The sequence below is a fragment of the Streptomyces sp. enrichment culture genome, assembly GCF_964272895.1.
Taxonomy (GTDB): domain Bacteria; phylum Actinomycetota; class Actinomycetes; order Streptomycetales; family Streptomycetaceae; genus Streptomyces.
Map to the genome: position 1 here is coordinate 5,866,417 of NZ_OZ186832.1, position 21,379 is coordinate 5,887,795.

Genomic DNA, 21,379 nt, shown 5'->3' on the forward strand with positions numbered 1-21,379 from the left:
CGGCCCGCCCCCGCTCGGCAAGGGTGCGGGACGGGGTGGTGCGCGGACCGGAAGTGCCGTGACCTTCCTGGTTTCGCGCATGATTCACGCGATGGAGTGATCATGCGGGGCCGGACGGATGCTTCGCGGGCGCGCGGGTAGGGCCCCGGCCATGACGCAGCCGTTCGTACTCCCGCACTTCTACATGCCGCATCCCGCGCGCCTGAACCCCCATCTCGACGAGGCCCGTGCCCACTCGACCGAGTGGGCCAGGGAGATGGGCATGCTGGAAGGGTCCGGGATCTGGGAGCAGGCCGACCTCGAAGCGCACGACTACGGCCTGCTGTGCGCCTACACCCACCCCGACTGCGACGGCCCGGCCCTGTCCCTGATCACGGACTGGTATGTGTGGGTGTTCTTCTTCGACGACCACTTCCTGGAGACCTTCAAGCGGTCCCAGGACCGCGCCGGCGGCAAGGCGTACCTGGACCGGCTGCCGCTGTTCATGCCGCTGGACCCCGCGACGCCCATGCCGGAACCGACCAACCCGGTGGAGGCGGGCCTCGCCGATCTGTGGACCCGTACCGTCCCGGCGATGTCCGAGGGCTGGCGCCGGCGCTTCGCCGTGGCGACGGAGCACCTGCTGAACGAGTCCCTGTGGGAGCTGTCCAACATCAACGAGGGCCGGATCGCCAACCCCGTCGAGTACATCGAGATGCGCCGCAAGGTCGGCGGCGCCCCCTGGTCCGCGGGGCTCGTGGAGTACGCGACCGCCGAGGTGCCCGCCGCCGTCGCCGGTTCCCGTCCGCTGCGGGTGCTCATGGAGACGTTCTCCGACGCCGTGCACCTGCGCAACGACCTGTTCTCCTACCAGCGCGAGGTCGAGGAGGAGGGCGAGAACAGCAACGGCGTGCTCGTCCTGGAGACCTTCTTCGGCTGCACCACCCAGGAGGCCGCCGACACCGTCAACGACGTCCTCACCTCCCGGCTCCACCAGTTCGAGCACACCGCGTTCACCGAGGTGCCCGCGCTGGCCCTGGACAAGGGGCTGACCCCCGTCGAGGTCGCGGCGATCGCCGCGTACACCAAGGGGCTGCAGGACTGGCAGTCCGGCGGCCACGAGTGGCACATGCGCTCCAGCCGGTACATGAACAAGGACGCCACCTCGGACTCCCCCTGGAACCGCTCCTTCGGGGGCGGCGCCGGCATCCGCGCGCTGCTCGCCGCGGCCGGCGCCGAACGGCTGCGCTCCCACACCCATGTGCCCTTCCAGAAGGTCGGCCCGTCCGTCATCCCCGATCTGCGCATGCCGTTCGAACTGCGCCTCAACCCCGGCCTCGACGCGGCCCGCGGCAGCCTGACCGACTGGGCGCACCGCATGGGCATCCTCTCCGAGGGCGTCTGGGACGAGGACAAGCTCGCCTCCTGCGACCTGGCGCTGTGCTCGGCCGGCCTCGACCCGGACGGCACCCAGGAGGCCCTGAACCTCAGCGCCCACTGGCTCGCCTTCGGCACCTACGGCGACGACTACTACCCCCTCGTCTTCGGCCACCGCCGGGACCTGGCCGCCGCCCGGCTCACGACGCAGCGCCTGTCCGCGTGCATGCCGCTGGACGGCGAGACGCCGATCGTGCCGGTGAACGGCATGGAGCGCATGCTGACCGACCTGTGGGCGCGGACCACCGCGGGCATGGACCTGGAGGCCAGGCGCACCCTCAGGGCCGCGATCGACGTGATGACCCACGCCTGGGAGTGGGAGCTGGTCAACCAGATCCAGCACCGCATCCCCGACCCCGTCGACTACCTGGAGATGCGCCGCGCCACCTTCGGCTCCGACCTCACGCTCAGCCTCTGCCGGATGGGCCACGCCCCCGACGTCCCCGCCGAGGTCTACCGCAGCGGCCCCGTGCGCTCCCTGGAGAACGCCGCCATCGACTACGCCTGTCTGCTCAACGACGTCTTCTCCTACCAGAAGGAGATCGAGTACGAGGGCGAGATCCACAACGCGATCCTGGTCGTGCAGAACTTCTTCGGCTGCGACTACCCGACCGGGCTGCGGATCGTCGCCGACCTGCTCAACCAGCGCATGGAGCAGTTCGAGCACGTGACCGCGGTCGAACTCCCCGTCGTCTACGACGACTTCGCCCTGTCGGCGGAGGACCGCAAGGCGATGGAGGGCTATGTGACGGCCCTGCGGAACTGGATGGCCGGCATCCTCAACTGGCATCGCTCGGTGGACCGTTACAAGGAGAGCTACCTCTCCCGCCGCACCCACACCTTCCTCCCGGACCACCCCCCGGCGGCCGCCCTGGCACTGCTCGACTGACACGCTCCGGCCGCCTCTCGGCGACGGACCGGCCGGCGGCCTCCCGCCGGCCGGGGGTCACACCGGCTGGGCCGCCCCGCGCCGCGCGTGCTGCGTCGCCGCCCTGGCCAGGGCGCGGACGACGGCGTGGGGGCGGGTGGCCTCGCCGGACAGTTCCGGCTGGAAGAGGGTGGCCAGGAAGAAGGGGTGGCCGGGGAGTTCGGCGACGCGGACGTTGCCGTCCTCGTCGTGGCCGGACAGCCGCAGGCCGTGCGCGCGCAGGGTGTCGAGGTGCCGGGAGGGGCCGTAGGCGCAGTGGTAGCGCTCCACGGTCCGCTCGGCGCCGATCACCCTGTGCGCGAGCGAGCCCGGCTCGATCCCGACCGTGGCCTGGTGGCCCACGAGCGAGCAGGCCAGCGGCTCGATGAGCAGGTCCTCGGCGTCGGGGTCGGTCTCGGCGTGGGCCACCCGAAGCCCGCACACGTTCCGGGCGAACTCCAGCAGGGCGTGCTGGAAACCGCCGCACGTGCCGAGGAAGGGGATGCCCGCCTCGCGCGCGACCCGGATCGCGGTGAGGACCCCGGCCTCGCTGCGGTAGGGGCTGCCCGGCAGCACCCACACCGCGTCGAAGCCGCGTACCGCGTCCTCGTCCGCCGCGTCCTCGGACGCGATCCAGTAGGGGTCGAGGACCAGCCGGTCCCGCTCCGCCAGGGCTCGCAGCAGACCGGGCACGCGGGTGTGCGAGACGACGTTGGCGGAGCGGTCGCCGACCAGGGCGATCCGGGCGACGGGCGGGCGGGGCGCGGAATGTCCGGTGGAAGTCATGGCAGCCATGGTCGGCGCACGGGCTCGTTCACGTCCAACGATGATCCATGGATCCTCGATAAGGAACGCTGATGGGGCCTGCTGATACTGGTCGCCATGGACCCGCATCTCCTGCGCACCTACGTCACCGTGGCCCGGCTCGCCTCCTTCTCCGAGGCCGCCCGCGAGCTGGGCTACACCCAGTCCGCCGTCTCCCAGCACATCGCGGCTCTCGAACAGGATCTGGGCGCCCCGCTGCTGACCCGCCGCCCGGTCGCGCCCACCCCCGCGGGGGAGCGGCTGCTGGAGCACGCGGGCCCGCTGCTGCTGCGCCTGGACGCGGCACGCGCGGACGTCACCCGCATGGCGACCGCGCCCGAGCACGGGCTGAGCCTCGCCGTCACCCCGACGGCCTTCGGACCGCACGTCCTCGCCGCGCTGCCCCCGGCCGGGGTGACGCTCAGCGTCCTGCCCCGCGACGCCGTCCCCGCCGCCGTCGCCACCGGCACCGCCGACCTCGGCCTCGTCGACGGCCTCGCCGCCCCCAGCGACCCCCTGCCGCTGCCCGACGTGGCCCCGCTGACGGCCCGCGGCGTCACCGAGGAACCGGTCCGCGTCCTGCTGCCGGCCGCGCATCCCCTGGCCCACCGGCCCGGCCTGCGCCTCGGCGACCTGGCCGACGCCCGCTGGCTGGACGCCCCGGACGCCGGCCTGCCCCTCGTCCAGCTGCGCGCGGCATGCGGCGGCCACGGCTTCGTTCCGTCCCTGCGCTACGACGGCACCGACCTGCGCGTCCTGACCGCCCTGGCCGCCGCGGGCCACGGCCTCACCCTGCTCCCGCAGACCCTGGCGGCCGGCGTGCCGGGCACGGCCGCGGTCCCGCTGGTCGAGCCCCGTGTGGTGCACCGCACCGACCTGGTCCTCGCGGGCACTCCGCGCGGCGCGGCGGCGAGGGCGGCGGAGGCGCTGGTGGGTCGGGCGGAGGGGGCGGAGCGGTCGGAGCGGCCCGACCGGTCTTGAACGGCGTACGGCGGGCATGCGGTCGGGGTGCGTGCGGGGGCGGCGGGCATGCGGCCGGCGGGCGTGCGTACGGCGGGCGTGCGGCCGGTGTGCGGCGGCCCTACGACGGGCGTACGGCCCGTAAGGCTTCCCGCCCCTGACCCTGCGTCAGTCTCACTCGTTCGTGGCTCGTCGCGCCCCCGTGCGCCGGGTAGTCACCAGCCGGAGGCGAACCATGGAACAGACTGCGCTGCGTCCCAAACCGATGCCAGGCCGGGAGCCGGGCGGGGGCACGGCCCCGGTGCCGGCCCGGCGCCCGCATGCCGCGCGGCGCCGCGGCCGACGGCTCAGGGCCCTGCTGTTCGGCCTGTTCGCCGCCACCGTGCTGGTGCTGTCCGGCGTGGGCCTCGGCACGGTCGGTGCCACGGTGATCGGCATGAGCAAGCTCGCCGAACTCCAGCGGCAGGCCGCCGCGCGGCCGCAGGAGCACGCGCGATCGCCGCAGCAGTCGCGTCCCGAGGCCCCGGCCGCCCGGCCGTCGGCGTCCCACGCCGCCCCGGCCGCACCGCCGCAGGCCCCGGCGCCGGTGCACGCGACCCTGGCGGTGGAGGCGGTCGACGCGGAGAAGGCGGGCGCGCTGGTCGTCGGCGTGCATGTGCCCGGCCCCGGCTACTCGGCGGGCCTGGTCCGCGGCGACGTGCTGCTCACCTTCGGCGAGGCCCGTGTCGACACCGCGGCGGACCTCGCCCGCGCGGTCGGCGAGGCCCGTCCGGGTCAGGCGGTCACCGTGACGGTCCGTCACGAGAACGGCGCCTACCAGCAGCTGACGGTGATCCCCGGCGTCGTCACCTGACCACCCGGAAGTGGCTGGTGAGCCGCCCGGTGTCGTCCAGGACGTGGAAGGCGAGCCCCACCGGGGCGTCCCGGTCGGCGATCTGCTCGGCCTCCCAGGGCAGGTTCAGCGTCCAGGTCACCCCCGGCCCGACCAGCACGGGCCGGCCGGCGAAGGCGGTGGCCGCGGGGGTGTGCGCGTGCCCCGTGATCAGCCCGGCGATCCGGGGCCTGCGCGCCAGCAGCGCGGCCAGCCTGCCGGGATCGGCCAACGGGTAGGAGTCCGGGAGCGGGTGGTGCAGCGCGACCGGCGGATGGTGGAAGGCGAGCAGCGCCGGCAGGCCGGCGTCGAGGGAGTCGAGGGTCGTCTCGATCCAGTCGTACGTCTCCTCGTCCAGGGCCCCTTCGTCACGGCCCGGAATGCTGGAGTCGCACATCAGCACGGCGGCGCCGTCGAAGACGCGCACGCTGTTGACCGGCCCCTCGGCGGCCGGCTCGCCCAGCAGGGCCGTGCGGTACGGCGCCCGGCTGTCGTGGTTGCCCGGGCAGGTCAGCACCGGGAACGGGGCGTCACCGCCGCGCAGTCCGAGGATGCGGGCCGCCTCCTCGTACTCCGACTCCTCGCCGTGGTCCGCGATGTCCCCGGTGACCAGCAGAGCGTCCACATGACCCGGCAGCAGCCCCCACAACCGGTCGCGCACCCGCTCGGCGCGCTCCGTGGCGCGCGGGCTGCCGTCCAGATGCAGATCGCTGATGTGTGCGAGTACCAGCACGGCGTCGTGTCCCCCCGTCATGAGGCTAATGGAATGGGCTGATCAAAACATTAGGTCTAATGCCTGTGCAACCGTTGTCCATTAGTGGTCCGCGGTGGGGGAGGAGAACCGGCGGGCGCCGGCCCCTGCGGCGGCGACAACCGGCTCGCGTCGCCCCTCCCGGCCGGGCAGGATGCTGCCCGTAGCCCCTCACCCGCTCACGGAGGCCCGGATGACCGGCAGTACGCCCGCGCCCTTCACCGCAGACGACTACCGGGCGCGGATGCGACGTGCCGCGCTGGCGGCGGCCGACGCGGGACTGGCCGGGCTGCTCGTCGCGCCGGGACCGGACCTCGTATGGCTCAGCGGCTACGCCCCGACCGCGGTCACCGAACGGCTCACCGTCCTGGTCCTCGCCCCGGACCGCGACCCCGTCCTCGTCGTGCCCACCCTGGAGGCCCCCGACGCCGCCGAGGCGCCCGGCGCGCCCGCGCTGACCCTGCGCGACTGGACCGACGGCAAGGACCCCTACGCCCTCACCGCCGAACTGCTTCCCGCGCACGGCCGGCTCGGCGTCAGCGACAACGCCTGGGCCATGCACCTGCTCGGCCTGCAGAAGGCGCTGCCCGGCACCTCCTACGCCTCCCTCACCGACGCCCTGCCGATGCTGCGGGCCGTCAAGGACGCCGCCGAACTGGAGCTGCTGGCCGCGGCGGGAGCGGCCGCCGACGCGGCCTTCGACGACATCCGGCAGCTGCCCTTCACCGGCCGCCGGGAGTCCGACGTGGCCGCCGACCTGGCCCGGCTGCTGCGCGAACACGGCCATGAACAGGTCGACTTCACCATCGTCGGCTCCGGACCCAACGGCGCCCACCCGCACCACGAGGTGAGTGACCGGGTCATCGGGCGCGGCGACATGGTCGTCCTCGACTTCGGCGGACTGAAGAACGGATACGGCTCCGACACCACCCGGACCGTGCACGTCGGCGAACCCACCGAGGAGGAGCGCCGCGTCCACGACGTCGTACGCGCCGCCCAGCAGGCCGGGTTCGCCGCCGTACGGCCGGGCGCGGCCTGCCAGGACGTCGACCGGGCCGCCCGCGCGGTCATCGAGGAGGCGGAATACGGGCCGTACTTCATCCACCGCACCGGCCACGGCATCGGCGTCACCACGCACGAACCGCCGTACATGATCGAGGGCGAGGAGCGCGAACTGGTCCCCGGCATGTGCTTCTCCGTCGAGCCCGGCGTCTATCTGCCCGGCCGCTTCGGCGTCCGGATCGAGGACATCGTCACCGTCACCGAGGACGGCGGCCGCCGGCTGAACGACACCACGCGCGAGATGGTCATAGTGGACTGACCGGGCACCCGCCGGGAGCCCGCCCCCTCGGCCCACCACACCTTCGAGCGACTACGGCGCGACCATGACCCAGGCATCGACCCCCACCGCGGACACCGTCCGCGAACTGGTCCGTACCCTCACCAAGGACGGCACCAAGGACGCCGATGTGCGTCCCGTCCCCGAGAGCACCCGGCAGACGACCTGGTGGGTGGGCACCCGCCAGGTCCTGCGCCTCGCCCCCGACCCGGAGGCCACCGCCCGGCTGCGCCGCGAGCTGCGGCTGCGCGAGGTGGTCCGGCCGCACATCCCGGTCGCCGTGCCGACGAGCGTGGCCCACGGCGAGTGGGCGCCCGGCCTCGCCTGCACCCTCGACACCAAGGTGCCCGGCGGATCGGGGGACCGCCAGGACGTCTCCGCCCTCGGCGAGGCCGACCTCGCCGGGGTGCTGACCGGCCTGCGCGAGGTGCCGGTACGGCAGGCCGAGGCGCTCGGGGTGCCGCGTACCGCCCCGCGCTCCCTGGAGAACCTGCGCCGGGCCGCCGGACAGGCCGCGCAGCGGCTCGCGTCGGCCGACGAGTTCGACCCCGCGCGGCTGCACCAGCTCACGCCGCCCGCCGCCGTCCAGCTCGCCGCGCAGCCCGGCGCCGCGGTCCTCGTCCACCACGGCCTCACCGGGGACCACCTCGTCGTCAGCGCCGACGGCCGGGTGCGCGGGGTGCTCGGCTGGGGCGACGCCGTCCTGGGCGACCCCGCGGAGGACATCGCCGGCCTCGCCCTCGCCGTCGGCTCCCCGGCCGCCGTCCGCGCCGCGACCCTCGCCGGCTACGGCGCCCGCCCCTGCCTGCGCGGCCTGTGGCTGGCCCGCTGCGACGCGGTGATCCACCTCGCCGCGGGCCTGGACGGCCGCGACCCCACCCCCCTGCTCCTGCTGCGCACCCACCTGCGCCACGCCTGGGAGGCGATCCTGCTGGAACGCGTCACGGACCTGCGGGCGGAGGACGCGTACTAGAGGGGCGACACGCGGCTGAGCGGGGACGGTCCGGGCGGTGACGCGCTCACAGGCGAGGGGAACCGCGCGAGCCACCACGAAGCACCCGCAACGGCCGACGAACCTCGCGACCGCACCGGCCGCGTGCCCCCCGGCCACCGCCCGGACCGCGTGTCCTCGGCCGCCCCGCTCGGACCGCGTGCTCCCAGCCGCCCTGCCCGGACCGCGTGCCCCCGGCCGCCCTGTCCGGACCGGTGCCCCTGGCCACCCCCGGACCCCGTGCCCCCAGCTGCCCTGCCGGGACCGCGTGCCCCCAGCTGCCCTGCCCGGACCCGTGCCCTCGGCCACCCCGCCCGGACCCCGTGCTCCGAGCCACCCCGCCCGGACCGCGTGCCCGGTGGCGCCGCCCCTGCCCGGACCTCGGCCCGGCGGCGCCGCGCCGTTCAGTCCTGGGCCAGCACCACGCACGACTCCCCGGGCAGCCGCAGCACCCCGTCCTCGCCGGGCGCCTCGACCGGCTCCCAGGCGGCGACGACGCGCACCGGGCGGCGGCCCAGGGGGATCGGGGCGGGATCCTTGCCGTGGTTGACGGCGACGCAGACGTCGCCGCGCCGGAAGGCGAGCCAGCGGGCGTCCTCGTCGTAGGCGACCTTGGTGTCGGCGAGGTCGGGGTCGGTCAGGTCGGGCAGCTCCCGGCGCAGGGCGATCAGGCGGCGGTACCAGGCCAGCACGCGCGCGTGGGGTTCGCGCTCGGGCTCGGACCAGTCGAGGCAGGAGCGCTCGCGGGTCGCCGGGTCCTGCGGGTCGGGCACCTCCTCCTCGGACCAGCCGTGCGCGGCGAACTCCCGCCGCCTGCCCCGCCGTACCGCCTCCGCGAGCTCCGGATTCGTGTGGTCGGTGAAGAACTGCCACGGTGTGCCCGCGGCCCACTCCTCGCCCATGAACAGCATCGGCGTGAACGGCGCCGTCAGCGTGAGGGTGGCCGCGCACGCCAGCAGCCCCGGGGAGGCCAGCGCGGCGAGACGGTCGCCCTGGGCGCGGTTGCCGACCTGGTCGTGGGTCTGGCTGTAGCCCAGCAGCCGGTGCCCGGCCACCCGCGTGCGGTCCAGCGGACGGCCGTGCCGGCGGCCCCGGTAGCTGGAGTACGTGCCGTCGTGGAAGAAGCCGCCGGTGAGGGTCTTGGCCAGCGCGGCGAACGGGGCGCGCGCGAAGTCCGCGTAGTAGCCCTGGGACTCACCCGTCACCGCGGTGTGCAGCGCGTGGTGGAAGTCGTCGCTCCACTGCGCGTGCATCCCCAGCCCGTGCTCCGCGCGCGGAGTGATCATCCGCGGGTCGTTCAGGTCCGACTCGGCGATCAGGAACAGCGGCCGGCCCAGCTCCGCCCCGAGGCCGTCGACGTGCGCCGACAGCTCCTCAAGGAAGTGGTACGCGCGCGTGTCCACCAGCGCGTGCACCGCGTCCAGCCGCAGCCCGTCCAGCCGGTAGTCCCGCAGCCAGGCCAGCGCGCTGTCCACCAGGAACGCCCGCACCTCGTCCGAGCCGGGCGCGTCCAGATTGACGGCCACGCCCCACGGCGTGTGATGCGTGTCCGTGAAGTACGGCCCGAACACGGGCAGGTAGTTGCCGTCCGGGCCCAGATGGTTGTGCACGACGTCCAGGACCACCCCGAGCCCCAGCTCGTGCGCCCGGTCCACGAACCGTTTCAGCGCCTCCGGGCCCCCGTACGGCTCGTGCACCGCCCACAGCGACACCCCCTCATATCCCCAGCCGTGCCGGCCGGGGAACGGGCAGACCGGCATCAACTCCACGTGCGTGACGCCCAGTTCCGCCAGGTGCTCCAGCCGCCCCGCGGCCGCGTCCAGGGTGCCCTCGGGGGTGTAGGTGCCCACATGCAGCTCGTACAGGACCGCCCCTTGCAGCGGCCGGCCCTCCCAGGGCGTCCGCCAGCTGTAGCGCCCGTGGTCGACGACCGCGCTCAGCCCGTGCGGCCCGTCCGGCTGCCGCCGGGAGCGCGGGTCCGGCCGTACCGGGCCGTCGTCCACGGCGAAGCCGTACCGCGAGCCGTCGCCCGCCTCCGCCTCCGCCGTCCACCACCCCTCGCGCTGCGGATCGCGCTCCATCGCGTGCGTGACGCCGTCGCACTGGAGCGTCACTCGGCCGGCCTGCGGTGCCCACACCTCGAACTGCACGGACGGTTCCCCTTCGTCTGCTCACCGGGATGCAGCCCCACCATGGTGCTTCAACGGAGATCAATTCGGCTGCGCATCCGACCCTTTCCCGCAGGTGTCCCGGCGTACGCGTGCGCGGCGGGCGTCTCCCCCTCTCCTGGACACTCCGGGGTGCGCTGACCGACAATCACGTGCGTGACGTCGTCCTTCGAGTTTCCCGTCCGCCCCGCGCGGCTGTCCGACGCGGAGCGCGACAAGGCGCTGCAGGTGCTGCGTGACGGCGTCGCCATGGGCCGGCTGTCGCACGACACCTTCGTCCGGCGCATGGAGCTGGCGCTGGCCGCCCGCAGGTCCGAGGAGCTCGCCGCGCTCACCGCCGATCTGCCGCAGGAGGGCAAGGTCTCCCGTGTGGTGTTCGGCACCGTCGAGGCGGTGTCCGGGTTCACCGAGCGGCTGCGGCGCGCCTGGCGGGCCGAACGCCTGCCCAAGCTGCTGCTGCCGCACCCGGCCGCCGGACACGCCCTGCGCATCGGCCGTGACCCCCGCTGCGGGCTGCGGCTCAACCACGAGACGGTGTCGCGGGTGCACGCCGAGCTGACCCGGCAGGGCGGCATGTGGGTGCTGCGCGACCTCGGCTCCACCAACGGCACGACCGTCAACGGCCGCAGGGTGATCGGCGCCGCCGTCGTCCGCGAGGGCGACCAGGTCGGCTTCGGACGCATGGCGTTCCGGCTCGCGGTGAACTGACCGCCGCGGACCGGTCATTGACCGCCGGAGCGGGACGTACACCGTCGGCCTCGCCGTACGGCGTCGGCGGCCGGGCGCGCCGGCTCCCGGCCGGCGTGCGGACCGGGCTCGGGACGTATGCCGTCCTCGACGCGTTCGAACCCGCCTCCGTACACGGCACGCGCGCGTGCTCCCGTTCGGGTGAGGAGGGCTGGGGTCCGCGGCCCGTCGTGCCGATGCCTCGGGCATGACGTACACCACTCCTGCGAAAGCGGTCCGCGGCGGTCTGCTGGCGGCCGCCCTGCTCGTCGCCGGTGCCGCCCCGGCCCAGGCGACGCATCAGGACGCCTTCCCCGGCGACTGGCTCTACCTCACCGTCACCCACGGCGACGCGCAGTCCAGCGACACCCGCGGCACCCTGCTGCTGTGCGACCCGCCGCAAGGGCACGCGCACGCCGCCGAGGCATGCGACCAGCTGGAGGCCGTGGGCGGCCGGATCGACCGGATGCGGCCCAAGGGCGGTGTCTGCCCGTTGATCTACGCGCCGGTGACCGCCCACGCGCGCGGGGTGTGGCACGGTATGCCCGTCACCTACTCCCGGAGCTTCGGCAACGCCTGCGAGATGGCCGACCGGACCGGGTCGGTGTTCGCGCTGGGCGGCTGAGGCGACCCGTCTCTCTCCTCGACAGGCGCGGCACGCGCGTGCGCCGGCGCAGGGCCGCCCGCGGCCACCCGCGCGCGTGCCGCGCGACCTCGCGGGCCCGCCCCGCTCACGCCGCCCGCTCCCGTGCGTGCAGGGCCGCCGCGACCACCGTGCGGGACTGGTGCTCCACCTGGTGCTCCAGGGGCACCCAGCGGGCGTGGAAGCGCTCGGCGAAGGTCTCGCTCCAGTCGACCACCAGCCGCTCCAGGACCGGCGCCGCACGGTCGTCGGTCTCCCGCAGCACCCGCAGCAGCATCGCCGCCGCCCGCAGCGGCAGCCGCCGGGCGAAGGCGTCCACGCTGCCGACGTAGGCCATCGAACCGTCCGCGGGCGGGGTGTGGATCCAGTCGGCGGCCAGCCCCGGCACCAGCTCCAGCGCCCACCGCGCGGCCCGCAGCAGCGGACCGTCCGCGCCCTCGAGGCGCGGCAGCGCGTCGGCCAGCACCCGCTCCACCGCGCGCGCGTCCCGCAGCAGCCGCTCGGCCAGCCGCCGCAGCGCCGCGGCCGGGTCGGGATGCGGCGCCACGTCGTCCACCAGGTCGCTCGCCCACATCGGCACCTCCACGACCGCGGTGAGGCCGCCGTAGCGATGGGCGTGGAACCAGGTGCTGTGACGCGCGTCGTCCGGCATGCTCGGGTAGGCGATCCCCGACTCGGGCGCGGGCATCACATGCACCCCCGGCCCCGACGCCGGCCAGCCCGCCGCGTCCGAGGCACCGGCCTCCACCGGGATGTGCAGCTCCGCCGCCGACTTCGCGAACGGCTCGGCGAGGCCCGGTATGTCCTCGGTCAGCTGCACCCAGCTGCCGCCGAGATCGGTGCCGTGCAAGCTCACCTGGAGGTAGGGGCGCAGCTCGTCGATCACACCGGTCAGGGCGCGGGTCTCGGGCGGCAGCCGGTCCGGCGGCAGCACCGACGGCGACCACTCCGGCTGCTCGGGACCGGCCGGGCGGAAGAAGCCGCGGTGGTAGTCGAGCAGACTGCGCGGCGCGGGCGTGACGTGCAGACTCGCCCCGTCCGGGTCCGCGCACAGCAGGAAGTGCCAGGACGTCCCGTCCCGCAGCGCCCGCTCCTCCAGCACGCGTTCCGCGAGCGCCAGCAGCGTACGGCCGCCCGTCGGCTCGTTGGCGTGCGCCCCGGCGACGACCAGCACGGCGCGCGCGGCGCGTCCCACCGACAGCAGATACAGCGGGCGGCCCTCCCGTGAGGCGCCCACCTGGCGCAGCGCGCACAGGCCGGGACGGCCTGCGGCCAGAGCCCGGGCGGACGAGACCAGTTCGGGCACCGTGGGGTAGCGCAACTCAGGCAGGAGACTCACCCCCGACGTGTCCGGCCTGCCTTCGGACCCGCAGTACCCCACGGAGTTGAGCCTCTGTCAAGAACGTGCGCGGGAGCCCGGCGGGGGCGCCCGGAGGCACCGCCCGCTCCTACTCCTCCCCGACGCGCTCCAGCAGCGCCACCGGCAGCGGCCCGAACAGCTCCGCCACGCGCGCGTGCCCGCGGAACTCCCGCCCCGGCGTGAGCACATCGCCCCAGCGGCCCGGCGGCAGCGGCAGCACGGTGTCGCGCCAGCCGCCCGCCTCCGCCAGCCGCAGCGACAGCCGGGTCACCGCGGTGACGACCTGCCCGGACCGCGCGAAGGCGGCACAGTGCGCGGCCCCCGGACCCTCGGCGGCCAGCGGGGCGTACGCCGCCGCGAGCCCGAACGCCTCCGGCCGCCGCGCCCGCAGCCGCAGCGCGGCCGCCGTCACCGCCGCCTTCTCGCCGGGCTCCTCGGGCGGCAGCGTCACCGGCCGCCGGTTGTCGGGATCCACCAGCGCCCGGTACTCCGCCTCCGTGCCCTGGTACACATCCGGCACGCCCGGCATCGTCAGCTGCACCAGCGCCGTGCCCAGCACGTTCGCCCGGATGTGCGGGGCGAGCAGGGCCCGCAGGGCCGCCACCCGCTCGCCCGGCACGCCGCACGGCCCCGCCGTCACGAACGCCGCCACCGCCTCCTCGTACGGCGGCTCCTGCTCCGTCCAGCTGGTGTACAGCCCCGCCTCGCGCACATGCTTCAGCAGCGCCGCCCGCACCCGCTCCGGGTCCGCCGGACCGAGCCCGAACACCGTCTGCCAGGCCGCCCACGCCAGCTGCGCGTCCGGCACCGGCTCCTGCGCGCGCGAGACGTCCGCCAGCACGTCCGCCCAGCGCCCCGGGCACTCGGTGAGCACCGCGAGCGCGGCCCGTACATCGGCGCTGCGCTTGGTGTCGTGCGTGGACACCACCGTGCCGGTGGCCGGCCAGTCGCGCTGCACGCGCGCGCAGTACGCGTGGAAGTCCTCCGGCGACACACCGGGCGCCCCCGGATCGCCGCCCACCTCCGTCGCCGACAGCAGCGGCACGTACCGGTAGAACGCCGTGTCCTCCACGGACTTGGCCCGCAGCGCCGAGGACAGCTGCGCGAACCGGGTGCGGAACTCCACCTGCTCCGGGCCGTCCCCGTGCCGCCCCAGCACCAGATCCCGTACGACGTCCACCGCGCCCGCCTCCTCGGGCACCACGAAGGCGAGCCGGGCCTCGGCGGCGGCCTGCTCGGTGACGACGCCGGCCGCGTCCTGGGAGGCGTACGGCCGGTACACCTCCATCCGGACCAGCAGCTCGCGCAGCGCCGTGGCCAGCGCCCAGGGCGCCCGGTCGCGCAGCGCCGCGTCCGGGGAGGTGGCGCACACCCGTACGGCCACCCGCGTCAGCCGGTCCAGCTCGGCCGCCAGCTCGTGCTCGAGCACCCCGTACGCCGCCCGCCGTACCGTCGCGTCCCAGGCGCCGCCCCGGTCCGTCTGCGGCGCGGCGAACCGCCGGTAGTGGCGGACGAGCTCCGCGGCGCCCTCCGGGTCGGTGAACAGCCCATCGATCCGGCGCAGCGCGTCGTAGCCGGTGGTGCCCGCCACCGGCCAGGAGGACGGCAGCCGCTCGTGGTCGGCGAGGATCTTCTCCACGACCGTCCAGCGACCGCCGGTGGCCTCGTGCAGCCGCGCCAGATACGTGTCGGGGTCGGCGAGCCCGTCGGGGTGGTCCACCCGCAGCCCGTCGATCACGCCCTCGTGCAGCAGGGCGAGGATCTTGCCGTGGGTGGACTCGAACACCTCCGGGTCCTCCACCCGCACCCCGATCAGCTCCGAGATGCTGAAGAACCGCCGGTAGTTGAGCTCGGTCCGGGCCAGCCGCCACCACACCGGCCGATACCACTGGGCGTCGAGCAGCTGGGGCAGCGGCAGGTCCTCGGTGCCCTCGCGCAGCGGGAAGGCGTGGTCGTGGTAGCGCAGCACATCGCCGTCGACCCGCAGCGCGCCGAGCTCCTCGCCCACCGGACCGCCGAGCACGGGCAGCAGCACCTGTCCGTTCTGCGCCTCCCAGTCGATGTCGAACCACCGCGCGTACGGTGACTTCGGCCCCTCGCGCAGCACCTCCCACAGGGCGCGGTTGTGGGCCGGGGCCATGGCCATGTGGTTGGGCACGATGTCCACCACCAGGCCGAGGCCGTGCTCGCGCGCGGTGCCGGCGAGGGCGCGCAGGCCCTCCTCGCCGCCGAGTTCCTCGCGCACGCGCGCGTGGTCGACGACGTCGTAGCCGTGCGTGGAGCCGGGCACGGCCTCCAGCACGGGCGACAGATGCAGATGCGAGACGCCGAGGGAGGCCAGATAGGGCACGGTCGCCGCGGCGGCCGCGAACGGGAACGAGGGCTGGAGCTGCAGCCGGTAGGTGGACGTGGGCACCGGCGGGACGGGGCGCTCAGGTGTCATGCAGAGCTACGTACCCGTCCCGCCGCCCTTCGTCTCACCCCCACCCGAACGGACCTCAGGCGGGCCGCTGCAGCACCGTCAGACTGCGGTCCACCAGCCGCAGCCGCTCACCGGCCGCCACCTTGGCCCCGGTACCCGGTGGGATCCCCTCCTCGCTCGCGGTGTCGACGACGACCTGCCACTGCCGTCCGTGGTCGACGGGCACGACGAAGTCCAGCGCCTTGGGCGAGGCGTTGAACATCAGCAGGAAGGAGTCGTCGGTGATGCGCTCCCCGCGCGGACCCGGCTCGGAGATGGCGTTGCCGTTGAGGAACACGGTCAGCGCGGAGGCCGGAGCGGAGTTCCAGTCCCGCTGGGTCATCTCCCGGCCCTCCGGGGTGAACCAGGCGATGTCCGACAGATCGTCGTGGGTGCCCTCCACCGGCCGCCCGTGGAAGAAGCGGCGGCGCCGGAAGACCGGGTGGTCCTTGCGCAGCCACACCATCGCGCGCGTGAACGCGAACAGCTCCCGGTCGCTCCCCTCCTCGCCGGGCTCCGGCCAGCGCACCCAGGCCAGCTCGCTGTCCTGGCAGTAGGCGTTGTTGTTGCCGCGCTGGGTGCGGGCGAACTCGTCGCCGTGGCTGATCATCGGCACGCCCTGGGACAGCATCAGGGTGGCGATGAAGTTGCGCATCTGGCGGGCGCGCAGCCGCAGCACGTCCTCGTCGTCCGTGTCGCCCTCCGCGCCGCAGTTCCAGGACCGGTTGTGGCTCTCGCCGTCCCGGTTGCCCTCGCCGTTGGCGTCGTTGTGCTTGTGGTTGTACGACACCAGGTCGTGCAGGGTGAAGCCGTCGTGGCAGGTGACGAAGTTGATGGAGGCCAGCGGCCGGCGCCCGTCGTCCTGGTACAGGTCGGAGGAGCCGGTGAGCCGGGAGGCGAACTCCGCCAGCGTCCGCGGCTCGCCCCGCCACAGATCGCGCACGGTGTCGCGGTACTTGCCGTTCCACTCCGTCCACAGCGGCGGGAAGTTCCCCACCTGGTAGCCGCCCTCGCCGACGTCCCAGGGCTCGGCGATCAGCTTCACCTGGGAGACCACCGGGTCCTGCTGCACCAGGTCGAAGAACGACGACAGCCGGTCCACCTCGTGGAACTGCCGGGCCAGGGTGGCCGCCAGATCGAAGCGGAAGCCGTCGACGTGCATCTCGGTCACCCAGTAGCGCAGCGAGTCCATGATCAGCTGGAGCACGTGCGGGGACCGCATGAGCAGCGAGTTCCCGGTGCCGGTGGTGTCCATGTAGTAGCGCTTGTCCGGGGTCAGCCGGTAGTACGACGGGTTGTCCAGACCCCGGAAGGACAGCGTCGGGCCGAGATGGTTGCCCTCGGCGGTGTGGTTGTAGACCACGTCGAGGATGACCTCGATCCCGGCCTCGTGCAGCGCGCGGACCGCCGACTTGAACTCCAGCACCTGCTGTCCGCGGTCGCCCCAGGACGCGTAGGCGTTGTGCGGGGCGAAGAAGCCGATCGTGTTGTAGCCCCAGTAGTTGTTCAGGCCCATGTCGACCAGCCGGTGGTCGTTGACGAACTGGTGTACGGGCATCAGCTCCAGGGCGGTCACCCCGAGCTCGGTGAGGTGTTCGAGGACCGCCGGGTGTGCGAGCGCCGCGTAGGTGCCGCGCAGCTCCTCCGGCAGCCCCGGATGGCGCATGGTCAGGCCCTTCACATGGGCCTCGTAGATCACCGTGTGGTGGTACTCGGTGCGCGGTCGCCGGTCGTCGCCCCAGTCGAAGTAGGGGTTGACGACGACGGACGACATGGTGTGCGGGGCCGAGTCCAGGTCGTTGCGCCGATCGGGTGCGTCGAAGTGATAGCCGTACACCTCCTCGCCCCACTGGATCGACCCGCTGATCGCCTTCGCGTACGGGTCGAGCAGCAGTTTCGCCGAATTGCAGCGCAGCCCGCGCTCCGGGGCGTACGGGCCGTGCACTCTGAACCCGTACCGCTGTCCCGGCATCACGCCCGGCACATACGCGTGCCGGACGAACGCGTCGGACTCGCGCAGCTCCACCGCCGTCTCCGAGCCGTCGTCGTGCAGCAGACACAGCTCCACTCGGTCCGCGGCCTCCGTGAACACCGCGAAATTCGTACCGGCGCCGTCGTACGTGGCGCCGAGGGGATACGCCTCTCCAGGCCAGACCTGCATGTGTACGACTCTTCCAGGTGTGCCGCCCCGCTGGGGGCCCCTTGGCGACGAGTCTCCCCGAAAGTGATGGAACCGGTTGGGCCCCAGGCCCCTCTTACCCCTCGACCAGTGCATACGACGTATGCCGAAAGAGTGGGGCAACACGTACTCCCGGGGACCAGACGGGGAGTAGGGGGATGATGTGCGCACGATAGTGCACCGCCATCTGGGCAAGGTGGTGGCCGGCGCCGCCATAGCCGTGGCCGGGACCGCCGCGATGGTCGCGGTGACCCTGCCGGGCACGGCCGGCGCCGGCGAGAACGGGGGCGCCGCGGGCACCGGGAGCGGCACCGCCGCGGCCGGACAGGCGGCGCCGGGGCAGGAGAACGGCCAGGAGGCCGGACAGGGCGCGGGACAGGCGCCGGCCGTCGCGCCCGGCGTCGTCGAGGAGGCGCCCGAGCAGGGCGAGAAGGGCACGGGCCGCGACCCGCTGACCGACGACGAGATCGAGCGCGTCGCCAAGCTCGCGGTGAACCGGCAACTGCTCGACGCGAGCGAGGACGTGGAGGGCGACCGCGGACCGCAGCGCCTCGCCGTCGACCTCGCCGAGACGGAGTCCGACACGCCGGGCGCGCCGCGCCGCGCCGAGGTGTCGTTCTACGACTACCGCGACGACACCCTGGTGACCAAGACCGTCAACCTCGACACGGGGAAGGTCGAGAAGACGGTCAGCCAGCGCGGTGTCCAGCCGCCGCTGAGCCGCGACGAGTACGCGCAGGCGGCCCGGCTGCTGATGGCCGATCCGCTCGGCGCCGACCTCAAGGCCGACTACAAGGACGCCACCGGCAAGGAGCTCACCTCACCGGAGCAGCTCCAGCTCAACGGGGCGGTGTACCGGGCGGCCCCCGGCGCGCAGCCCGCGCTGCTCGACAAGTGCGGCGAGCACCGGTGCGTGCGGCTGTTCCCGAAGGTCGTCAACGGCCCGTGGATCGACGCCCGGGCGTTCGTGATCGACCTCAGCGCCCGCAAGGTCGGCAAGCTCGACCTCGGCTGACCGGCCGTCAGTTCACTTTTCCGACTCACTGGACCTTCCGGTAGAGGGAGCCATCCTTTTCATGCGTGCCAACCGAATACGCCCTGCCCGCACGCGGGTCGCCGTCGGCCTGACCGTGGCCGCGCTGGCCGCCGGTGCGACCACCGCCGCCGGCCCCGCCTCGGCCCAGCCCGCCGCCCGGCCCCAGGCCGCCCCGGCCCCGGCCGCCGACTGCAGCGCCGCCTACCGCATCCAGCACAAGCTCCCCGGCGGCACCACCTGGGGCATGTGCTGGCGCTACGACTCCAAGGCCGGCCTCGTCCTGGAGAAGATCTCCTACCAGCCCAAGGGCGAGACCAAGCCGATCCGCGTCCTCAACAGCGCCCGCGTCGGCCAGATCCACGTCCCCTACGACGACGGCAGCGTCGAGTACGACGACCTCACCGGCTTCGGCTTCGCCCAGGGCCTGGTGAACCTCAAGCCGGCCGAGTGCCCCGGCGGCACCATCAAGACCGTCAAGGTCCCCGACGCCTGGGGAGACCCCAACGTCAAGGGCCTGTGCACCACGACCCGCGCGCGTGGCCACGCCTACCGCATGCAGGGCGACACCGCGAACAAGGTCTACCAGGCCCAGGGCCGCGACCTGCTCGTCTACACCGTCAACCAGGTCGGCTGGTACGAGTACATGACGGAGTGGCGCTTCCAGGACGACGGCACCGTAACCATGAACGTCGGCGCCACCGGCAGCCTGTCCTACGAGGACTACGACGCCGGCGACGGCCGCGGCTGGCCCATCGGCAAGGGCGACCGCGCCAAGGCCACCAGCCACAGCCACAACGTCTTCTGGCGGCTGGACTTCGCCCTCGACGGCTCCACGAAGAACACCGTCGAGCAGTACGACTCCAAGGTCTCCGCACCCGTCGCCGGCAACCGCGCCCCGACCACCAGGACCACCCGCGTGAAGGTCGCCAAGGAACTCGCGGCCGACGCCAAGAACTACCGCTGGTGGCGGGTCGTCAGCGCGCGCGGCAAGAACAAGGACCTGCACCCGCGCAGTTACGAGATCGTCCCCGGCACCAGCACCAAGTACCCGGGCCGCAGCTACACCCGGCACGACATGTACGTCACCCAGTACAACGCGTGCGAGAAGTTCGCCAGCCACAACCCCGGCTGCCCCACCGGCCAGGGCAACTCCGTCGACAAGTGGGTGAACGGCCAGGCCCTCACCCACCCCATCGTGTGGATGAACGTCGGCTTCCACCACATCGCGCGCGACGAGGACCAGCAGCCCATGCCGGTCCACTGGCAGGGCTTCTCCATCGTCCCGCGTGACGTCACCGCTATGAATCCGCTCACTCCGGGTGAGCTCGCGTGGCAGAACGGCCACTGGCGGCCGCGGAGTTGAGAAACGACCCTGTCCATCCGGCTGCACCGCCGACCGCTCCCGGAGTACCCTTCCTTGATCGTTGGCACGGGGAGAGCTCGGGGGAGCGGAAGGCGGTGCGCGGGTGGGCTCGGGAGGGCTGGAGCTGCCCCCTGGTGACGAGGGTCGCGAGGGGGACTCCGCGGACGTCCCGCCCGGCACGGTGTCCTTGGCCCGTCCCATGGAGACGGGTTCCATCGGGCCGGAGCTGGAGTGGGACGCCGGGGCCTGGCGCGAGGTGCGCACCCGCGCCCAGCGGGCCGGCCGCGCCTACATCTGGCTGAACCTGGTCGAGCAGCGGCTGCGCGCGGTGGTCGCCGCCGTCCTGCGGCCCATCTACGAACCGGTCCACGGCGACGACTGGGTGGTCGCCGCCGCCGGACCGGCCGGCCAGGAATGGGTGCAGCGCGCCGTCGCCGTACGCGAAGTCAGCCGCCGCAAGGGCTACTTGCTCGACCCGGCCGACGACAACGTGCTCAGCTTCCTCACCCTGCCCCAGCTGCGCGAGCTGATGGTGCAGCACTGGCCGTGCTTCGAGCCCTACGTCGACGACCGCCGCGACGTCGAACTCGCCCTGGACGAGCTGGAGGTGACCCGCAACGTCGTCTCCCGCAACCGCGCCCTGTCCGAGGCCGTGCTCAACCAGGCCGAGCGGGCCTCGGCGCGGCTCCTGGACGCCCTCGGCGCGGGCGGCGACGTGCCCTCCGCGCGCCGGCTGCCGGTCGACGCCGTGGAGGACCTGGTCGGCGACCGGTACGCGGACGTCGTCGCCGTGCACTCCGACCGGGTGCGGCTGCTGCGCCAGTTCCCGGCCGAGGACATCTTCGGCGGCGCCCGCCGCCTGGACGCCTTCGGCATCGGCCTCAACCTGCTCGTGCAGAACTTCTCCGGCCGCCGGCTCGTCCGCCTGGCCGAGGCCGGCTGCCGGGTGCGGCTGCTGTTCCTCAACCCCGCCTCCAGCGCGGTCAAGCGGCGCGAGCGCGAGCTCGGCATCAAACGGGGCGAGCTGTCCCGGGCCGTCGAGATGAACATCCTGCACATGCGCCGGGTGCGGGCCCGGCTGCGCGACCCCGGCGCCTTCCAGATCCAGGTGTACGACGAGACGCCCCGCTTCACCGCGTACCTGGTGGACGGCGACGGCTCCGACGGCATCGCGGTCGTGCAGTCCTATCTGCGGCGCGCCCGGGGGATGGAGTCGCCGGTGCTGGTGCTGCGCAGCGGCGACCGGGTCGTGAAGTCGGACGAGGTCGACGAGGGCGGGCTGTTCGCCACGTACCGCGAGGAGTTCGAGACGGCTTGGGCGGATTCGCGGCCTGTGTCGTGAAGTGTCCGGGGCTTCCGGGGGCGGGGGTGCCGGGGGCGGGGGCTGCCGGGCGGGGGCAGGCG

16 protein-coding genes are annotated in these 21,379 nt (G+C 73.8%); 10 read left to right on the plus strand and 6 right to left on the minus strand.

The annotated features are described in order from the left end of the window. The first annotated feature begins 151 nt into the window (after positions 1-151). The gene (gene cyc2, locus ACSU6M_RS26410; RefSeq protein ID WP_437072843.1) at positions 152-2,305 is read left to right on the plus strand and encodes a germacradienol/geosmin synthase Cyc2; all 2,154 of its coding nucleotides are present in this window, start codon (positions 152-154) and stop codon (positions 2,303-2,305) included. Between the two features lie 57 nt (positions 2,306-2,362). Here cyc2 and ACSU6M_RS26415 read toward each other — a convergent pair whose 3' ends face one another. Beyond that, positions 2,363-3,109, minus strand: coding sequence for a CTP synthase C-terminal region-related (seleno)protein (locus ACSU6M_RS26415; protein ID WP_437072845.1), 747 nt, complete (start codon positions 3,107-3,109; stop codon positions 2,363-2,365). A gap of 96 nt (positions 3,110-3,205) precedes the next feature. On the opposite strand from ACSU6M_RS26415, the gene ACSU6M_RS26420 reads away from it, so the two are divergent. Together ACSU6M_RS26420 and ACSU6M_RS26425 are read left to right on the plus strand one after the other, a co-directional pair. Continuing rightward, positions 3,206-4,108, plus strand: a complete 903-nt coding sequence (locus tag ACSU6M_RS26420) for a LysR family transcriptional regulator (RefSeq protein WP_437072846.1) — start codon at positions 3,206-3,208, stop codon at positions 4,106-4,108. 214 nt (positions 4,109-4,322) lie between these two features. Continuing rightward, complete coding sequence (locus ACSU6M_RS26425; protein WP_437072848.1) at positions 4,323-4,940, plus strand: PDZ domain-containing protein; 618 nt, start codon at positions 4,323-4,325, stop codon at positions 4,938-4,940. Here ACSU6M_RS26425 and ACSU6M_RS26430 read toward each other — a convergent pair. Next, a complete protein-coding gene (locus ACSU6M_RS26430) occupies positions 4,933-5,691 on the minus strand; it encodes a metallophosphoesterase (protein ID WP_437075357.1) in 759 nt (252 codons plus the stop codon). The genes ACSU6M_RS26425 and ACSU6M_RS26430 overlap by 8 nt on opposite strands. Positions 5,692-5,902: 211 nt before the next feature. On the opposite strand from ACSU6M_RS26430, the gene ACSU6M_RS26435 reads away from it, so the two are divergent. Together ACSU6M_RS26435 and ACSU6M_RS26440 are read left to right on the plus strand one after the other, a co-directional pair. Then, complete coding sequence (locus ACSU6M_RS26435; protein ID WP_437072850.1) at positions 5,903-7,030, plus strand: aminopeptidase P family protein; 1,128 nt, start codon at positions 5,903-5,905, stop codon at positions 7,028-7,030. A gap of 64 nt (positions 7,031-7,094) precedes the next feature. Beyond that, positions 7,095-8,021, plus strand: coding sequence for an aminoglycoside phosphotransferase family protein (locus ACSU6M_RS26440; RefSeq protein ID WP_437072851.1), 927 nt, complete (start codon positions 7,095-7,097; stop codon positions 8,019-8,021). 422 nt (positions 8,022-8,443) lie between these two features. Here ACSU6M_RS26440 and treZ read toward each other — a convergent pair whose 3' ends face one another. Further along, positions 8,444-10,189, minus strand: a complete 1,746-nt coding sequence (treZ, locus tag ACSU6M_RS26445; protein WP_437072852.1) for a malto-oligosyltrehalose trehalohydrolase — start codon at positions 10,187-10,189, stop codon at positions 8,444-8,446. Between the two features lie 174 nt (positions 10,190-10,363). Between treZ and ACSU6M_RS26450 the strand changes: the two genes are divergently transcribed. Both ACSU6M_RS26450 and ACSU6M_RS26455 read left to right on the plus strand, forming a co-directional pair. Further along, positions 10,364-10,915 carry an FHA domain-containing protein gene (locus ACSU6M_RS26450; protein WP_437072853.1) on the plus strand — a complete coding sequence of 184 codons (552 nt, stop codon included), beginning with the start codon at positions 10,364-10,366 and terminating at the stop codon, positions 10,913-10,915. 226 nt (positions 10,916-11,141) lie between these two features. Beyond that, on the plus strand, positions 11,142-11,558 hold the full coding sequence (locus ACSU6M_RS26455) for an SSI family serine proteinase inhibitor (protein WP_437072854.1): 417 nt from the start codon (positions 11,142-11,144) through the stop codon (positions 11,556-11,558). 106 nt (positions 11,559-11,664) lie between these two features. Here ACSU6M_RS26455 and ACSU6M_RS26460 read toward each other — a convergent pair whose 3' ends face one another. The 3 genes from ACSU6M_RS26460 to glgX all read right to left on the minus strand — a co-directional run bounded on the left by ACSU6M_RS26460 (position 11,665) and on the right by glgX (position 17,558). Next, a complete protein-coding gene (locus ACSU6M_RS26460; protein ID WP_437072856.1) occupies positions 11,665-12,915 on the minus strand; it encodes a M14 family zinc carboxypeptidase in 1,251 nt (416 codons plus the stop codon). Positions 12,916-13,024: 109 nt separating this feature from the next. After that, positions 13,025-15,379 (minus strand): malto-oligosyltrehalose synthase, encoded by a 2,355-nt coding sequence (gene treY / locus ACSU6M_RS26465; protein ID WP_437072858.1) that lies wholly within the window; start codon positions 15,377-15,379, stop codon positions 13,025-13,027. 55 nt (positions 15,380-15,434) lie between these two features. Then, positions 15,435-17,558, minus strand: a complete 2,124-nt coding sequence (gene glgX / locus ACSU6M_RS26470; protein WP_437072859.1) for a glycogen debranching protein GlgX — start codon at positions 17,556-17,558, stop codon at positions 15,435-15,437. Positions 17,559-17,739: 181 nt separating this feature from the next. On the opposite strand from glgX, the gene ACSU6M_RS26475 reads away from it, so the two are divergent. The 3 genes from ACSU6M_RS26475 to ACSU6M_RS26485 all read left to right on the plus strand — a co-directional run bounded on the left by ACSU6M_RS26475 (position 17,740) and on the right by ACSU6M_RS26485 (position 21,317). After that, positions 17,740-18,591 carry a Tat pathway signal sequence domain protein gene (locus ACSU6M_RS26475; protein WP_437072861.1) on the plus strand — a complete coding sequence of 284 codons (852 nt, stop codon included), beginning with the start codon at positions 17,740-17,742 and terminating at the stop codon, positions 18,589-18,591. A 61-nt stretch (positions 18,592-18,652) separates the two neighbouring features. Then, positions 18,653-19,975: a copper amine oxidase gene (locus ACSU6M_RS26480; RefSeq protein ID WP_437072863.1), complete on the plus strand. Its 1,323-nt coding sequence runs from the start codon at positions 18,653-18,655 to the stop codon at positions 19,973-19,975. Positions 19,976-20,078: 103 nt separating this feature from the next. After that, entirely contained in the window at positions 20,079-21,317 is a 1,239-nt protein-coding gene (locus ACSU6M_RS26485; RefSeq protein ID WP_437075359.1) for an SAV2148 family HEPN domain-containing protein, read from the plus strand. The last annotated feature ends 62 nt before the right edge of the window (positions 21,318-21,379 follow it).

Bases quoted from the DNA above. Each gene is read 5' to 3' on its own strand.
- ACSU6M_RS26455 (WP_437072854.1), top strand. From the start codon at position 11,142: ATGACGTACACCACTCCTGCGAAAGCGGTCCGCGGCGGTCTGCTGGCG.
- ACSU6M_RS26425 (WP_437072848.1), top strand. From the start codon at position 4,323: ATGGAACAGACTGCGCTGCGTCCCAAACCGATGCCAGGCCGGGAGCCG.
- glgX (WP_437072859.1), bottom strand. From the start codon at position 17,558: ATGCAGGTCTGGCCTGGAGAGGCGTATCCCCTCGGCGCCACGTACGAC.
- cyc2 (WP_437072843.1), top strand. From the start codon at position 152: ATGACGCAGCCGTTCGTACTCCCGCACTTCTACATGCCGCATCCCGCG.
- ACSU6M_RS26435 (WP_437072850.1), top strand. From the start codon at position 5,903: ATGACCGGCAGTACGCCCGCGCCCTTCACCGCAGACGACTACCGGGCG.
- ACSU6M_RS26440 (WP_437072851.1), top strand. From the start codon at position 7,095: ATGACCCAGGCATCGACCCCCACCGCGGACACCGTCCGCGAACTGGTC.
- treY (WP_437072858.1), bottom strand. From the start codon at position 15,379: ATGACACCTGAGCGCCCCGTCCCGCCGGTGCCCACGTCCACCTACCGG.
- ACSU6M_RS26480 (WP_437072863.1), top strand. From the start codon at position 18,653: ATGCGTGCCAACCGAATACGCCCTGCCCGCACGCGGGTCGCCGTCGGC.
- ACSU6M_RS26420 (WP_437072846.1), top strand. From the start codon at position 3,206: ATGGACCCGCATCTCCTGCGCACCTACGTCACCGTGGCCCGGCTCGCC.
- ACSU6M_RS26415 (WP_437072845.1), bottom strand. From the start codon at position 3,109: ATGACTTCCACCGGACATTCCGCGCCCCGCCCGCCCGTCGCCCGGATC.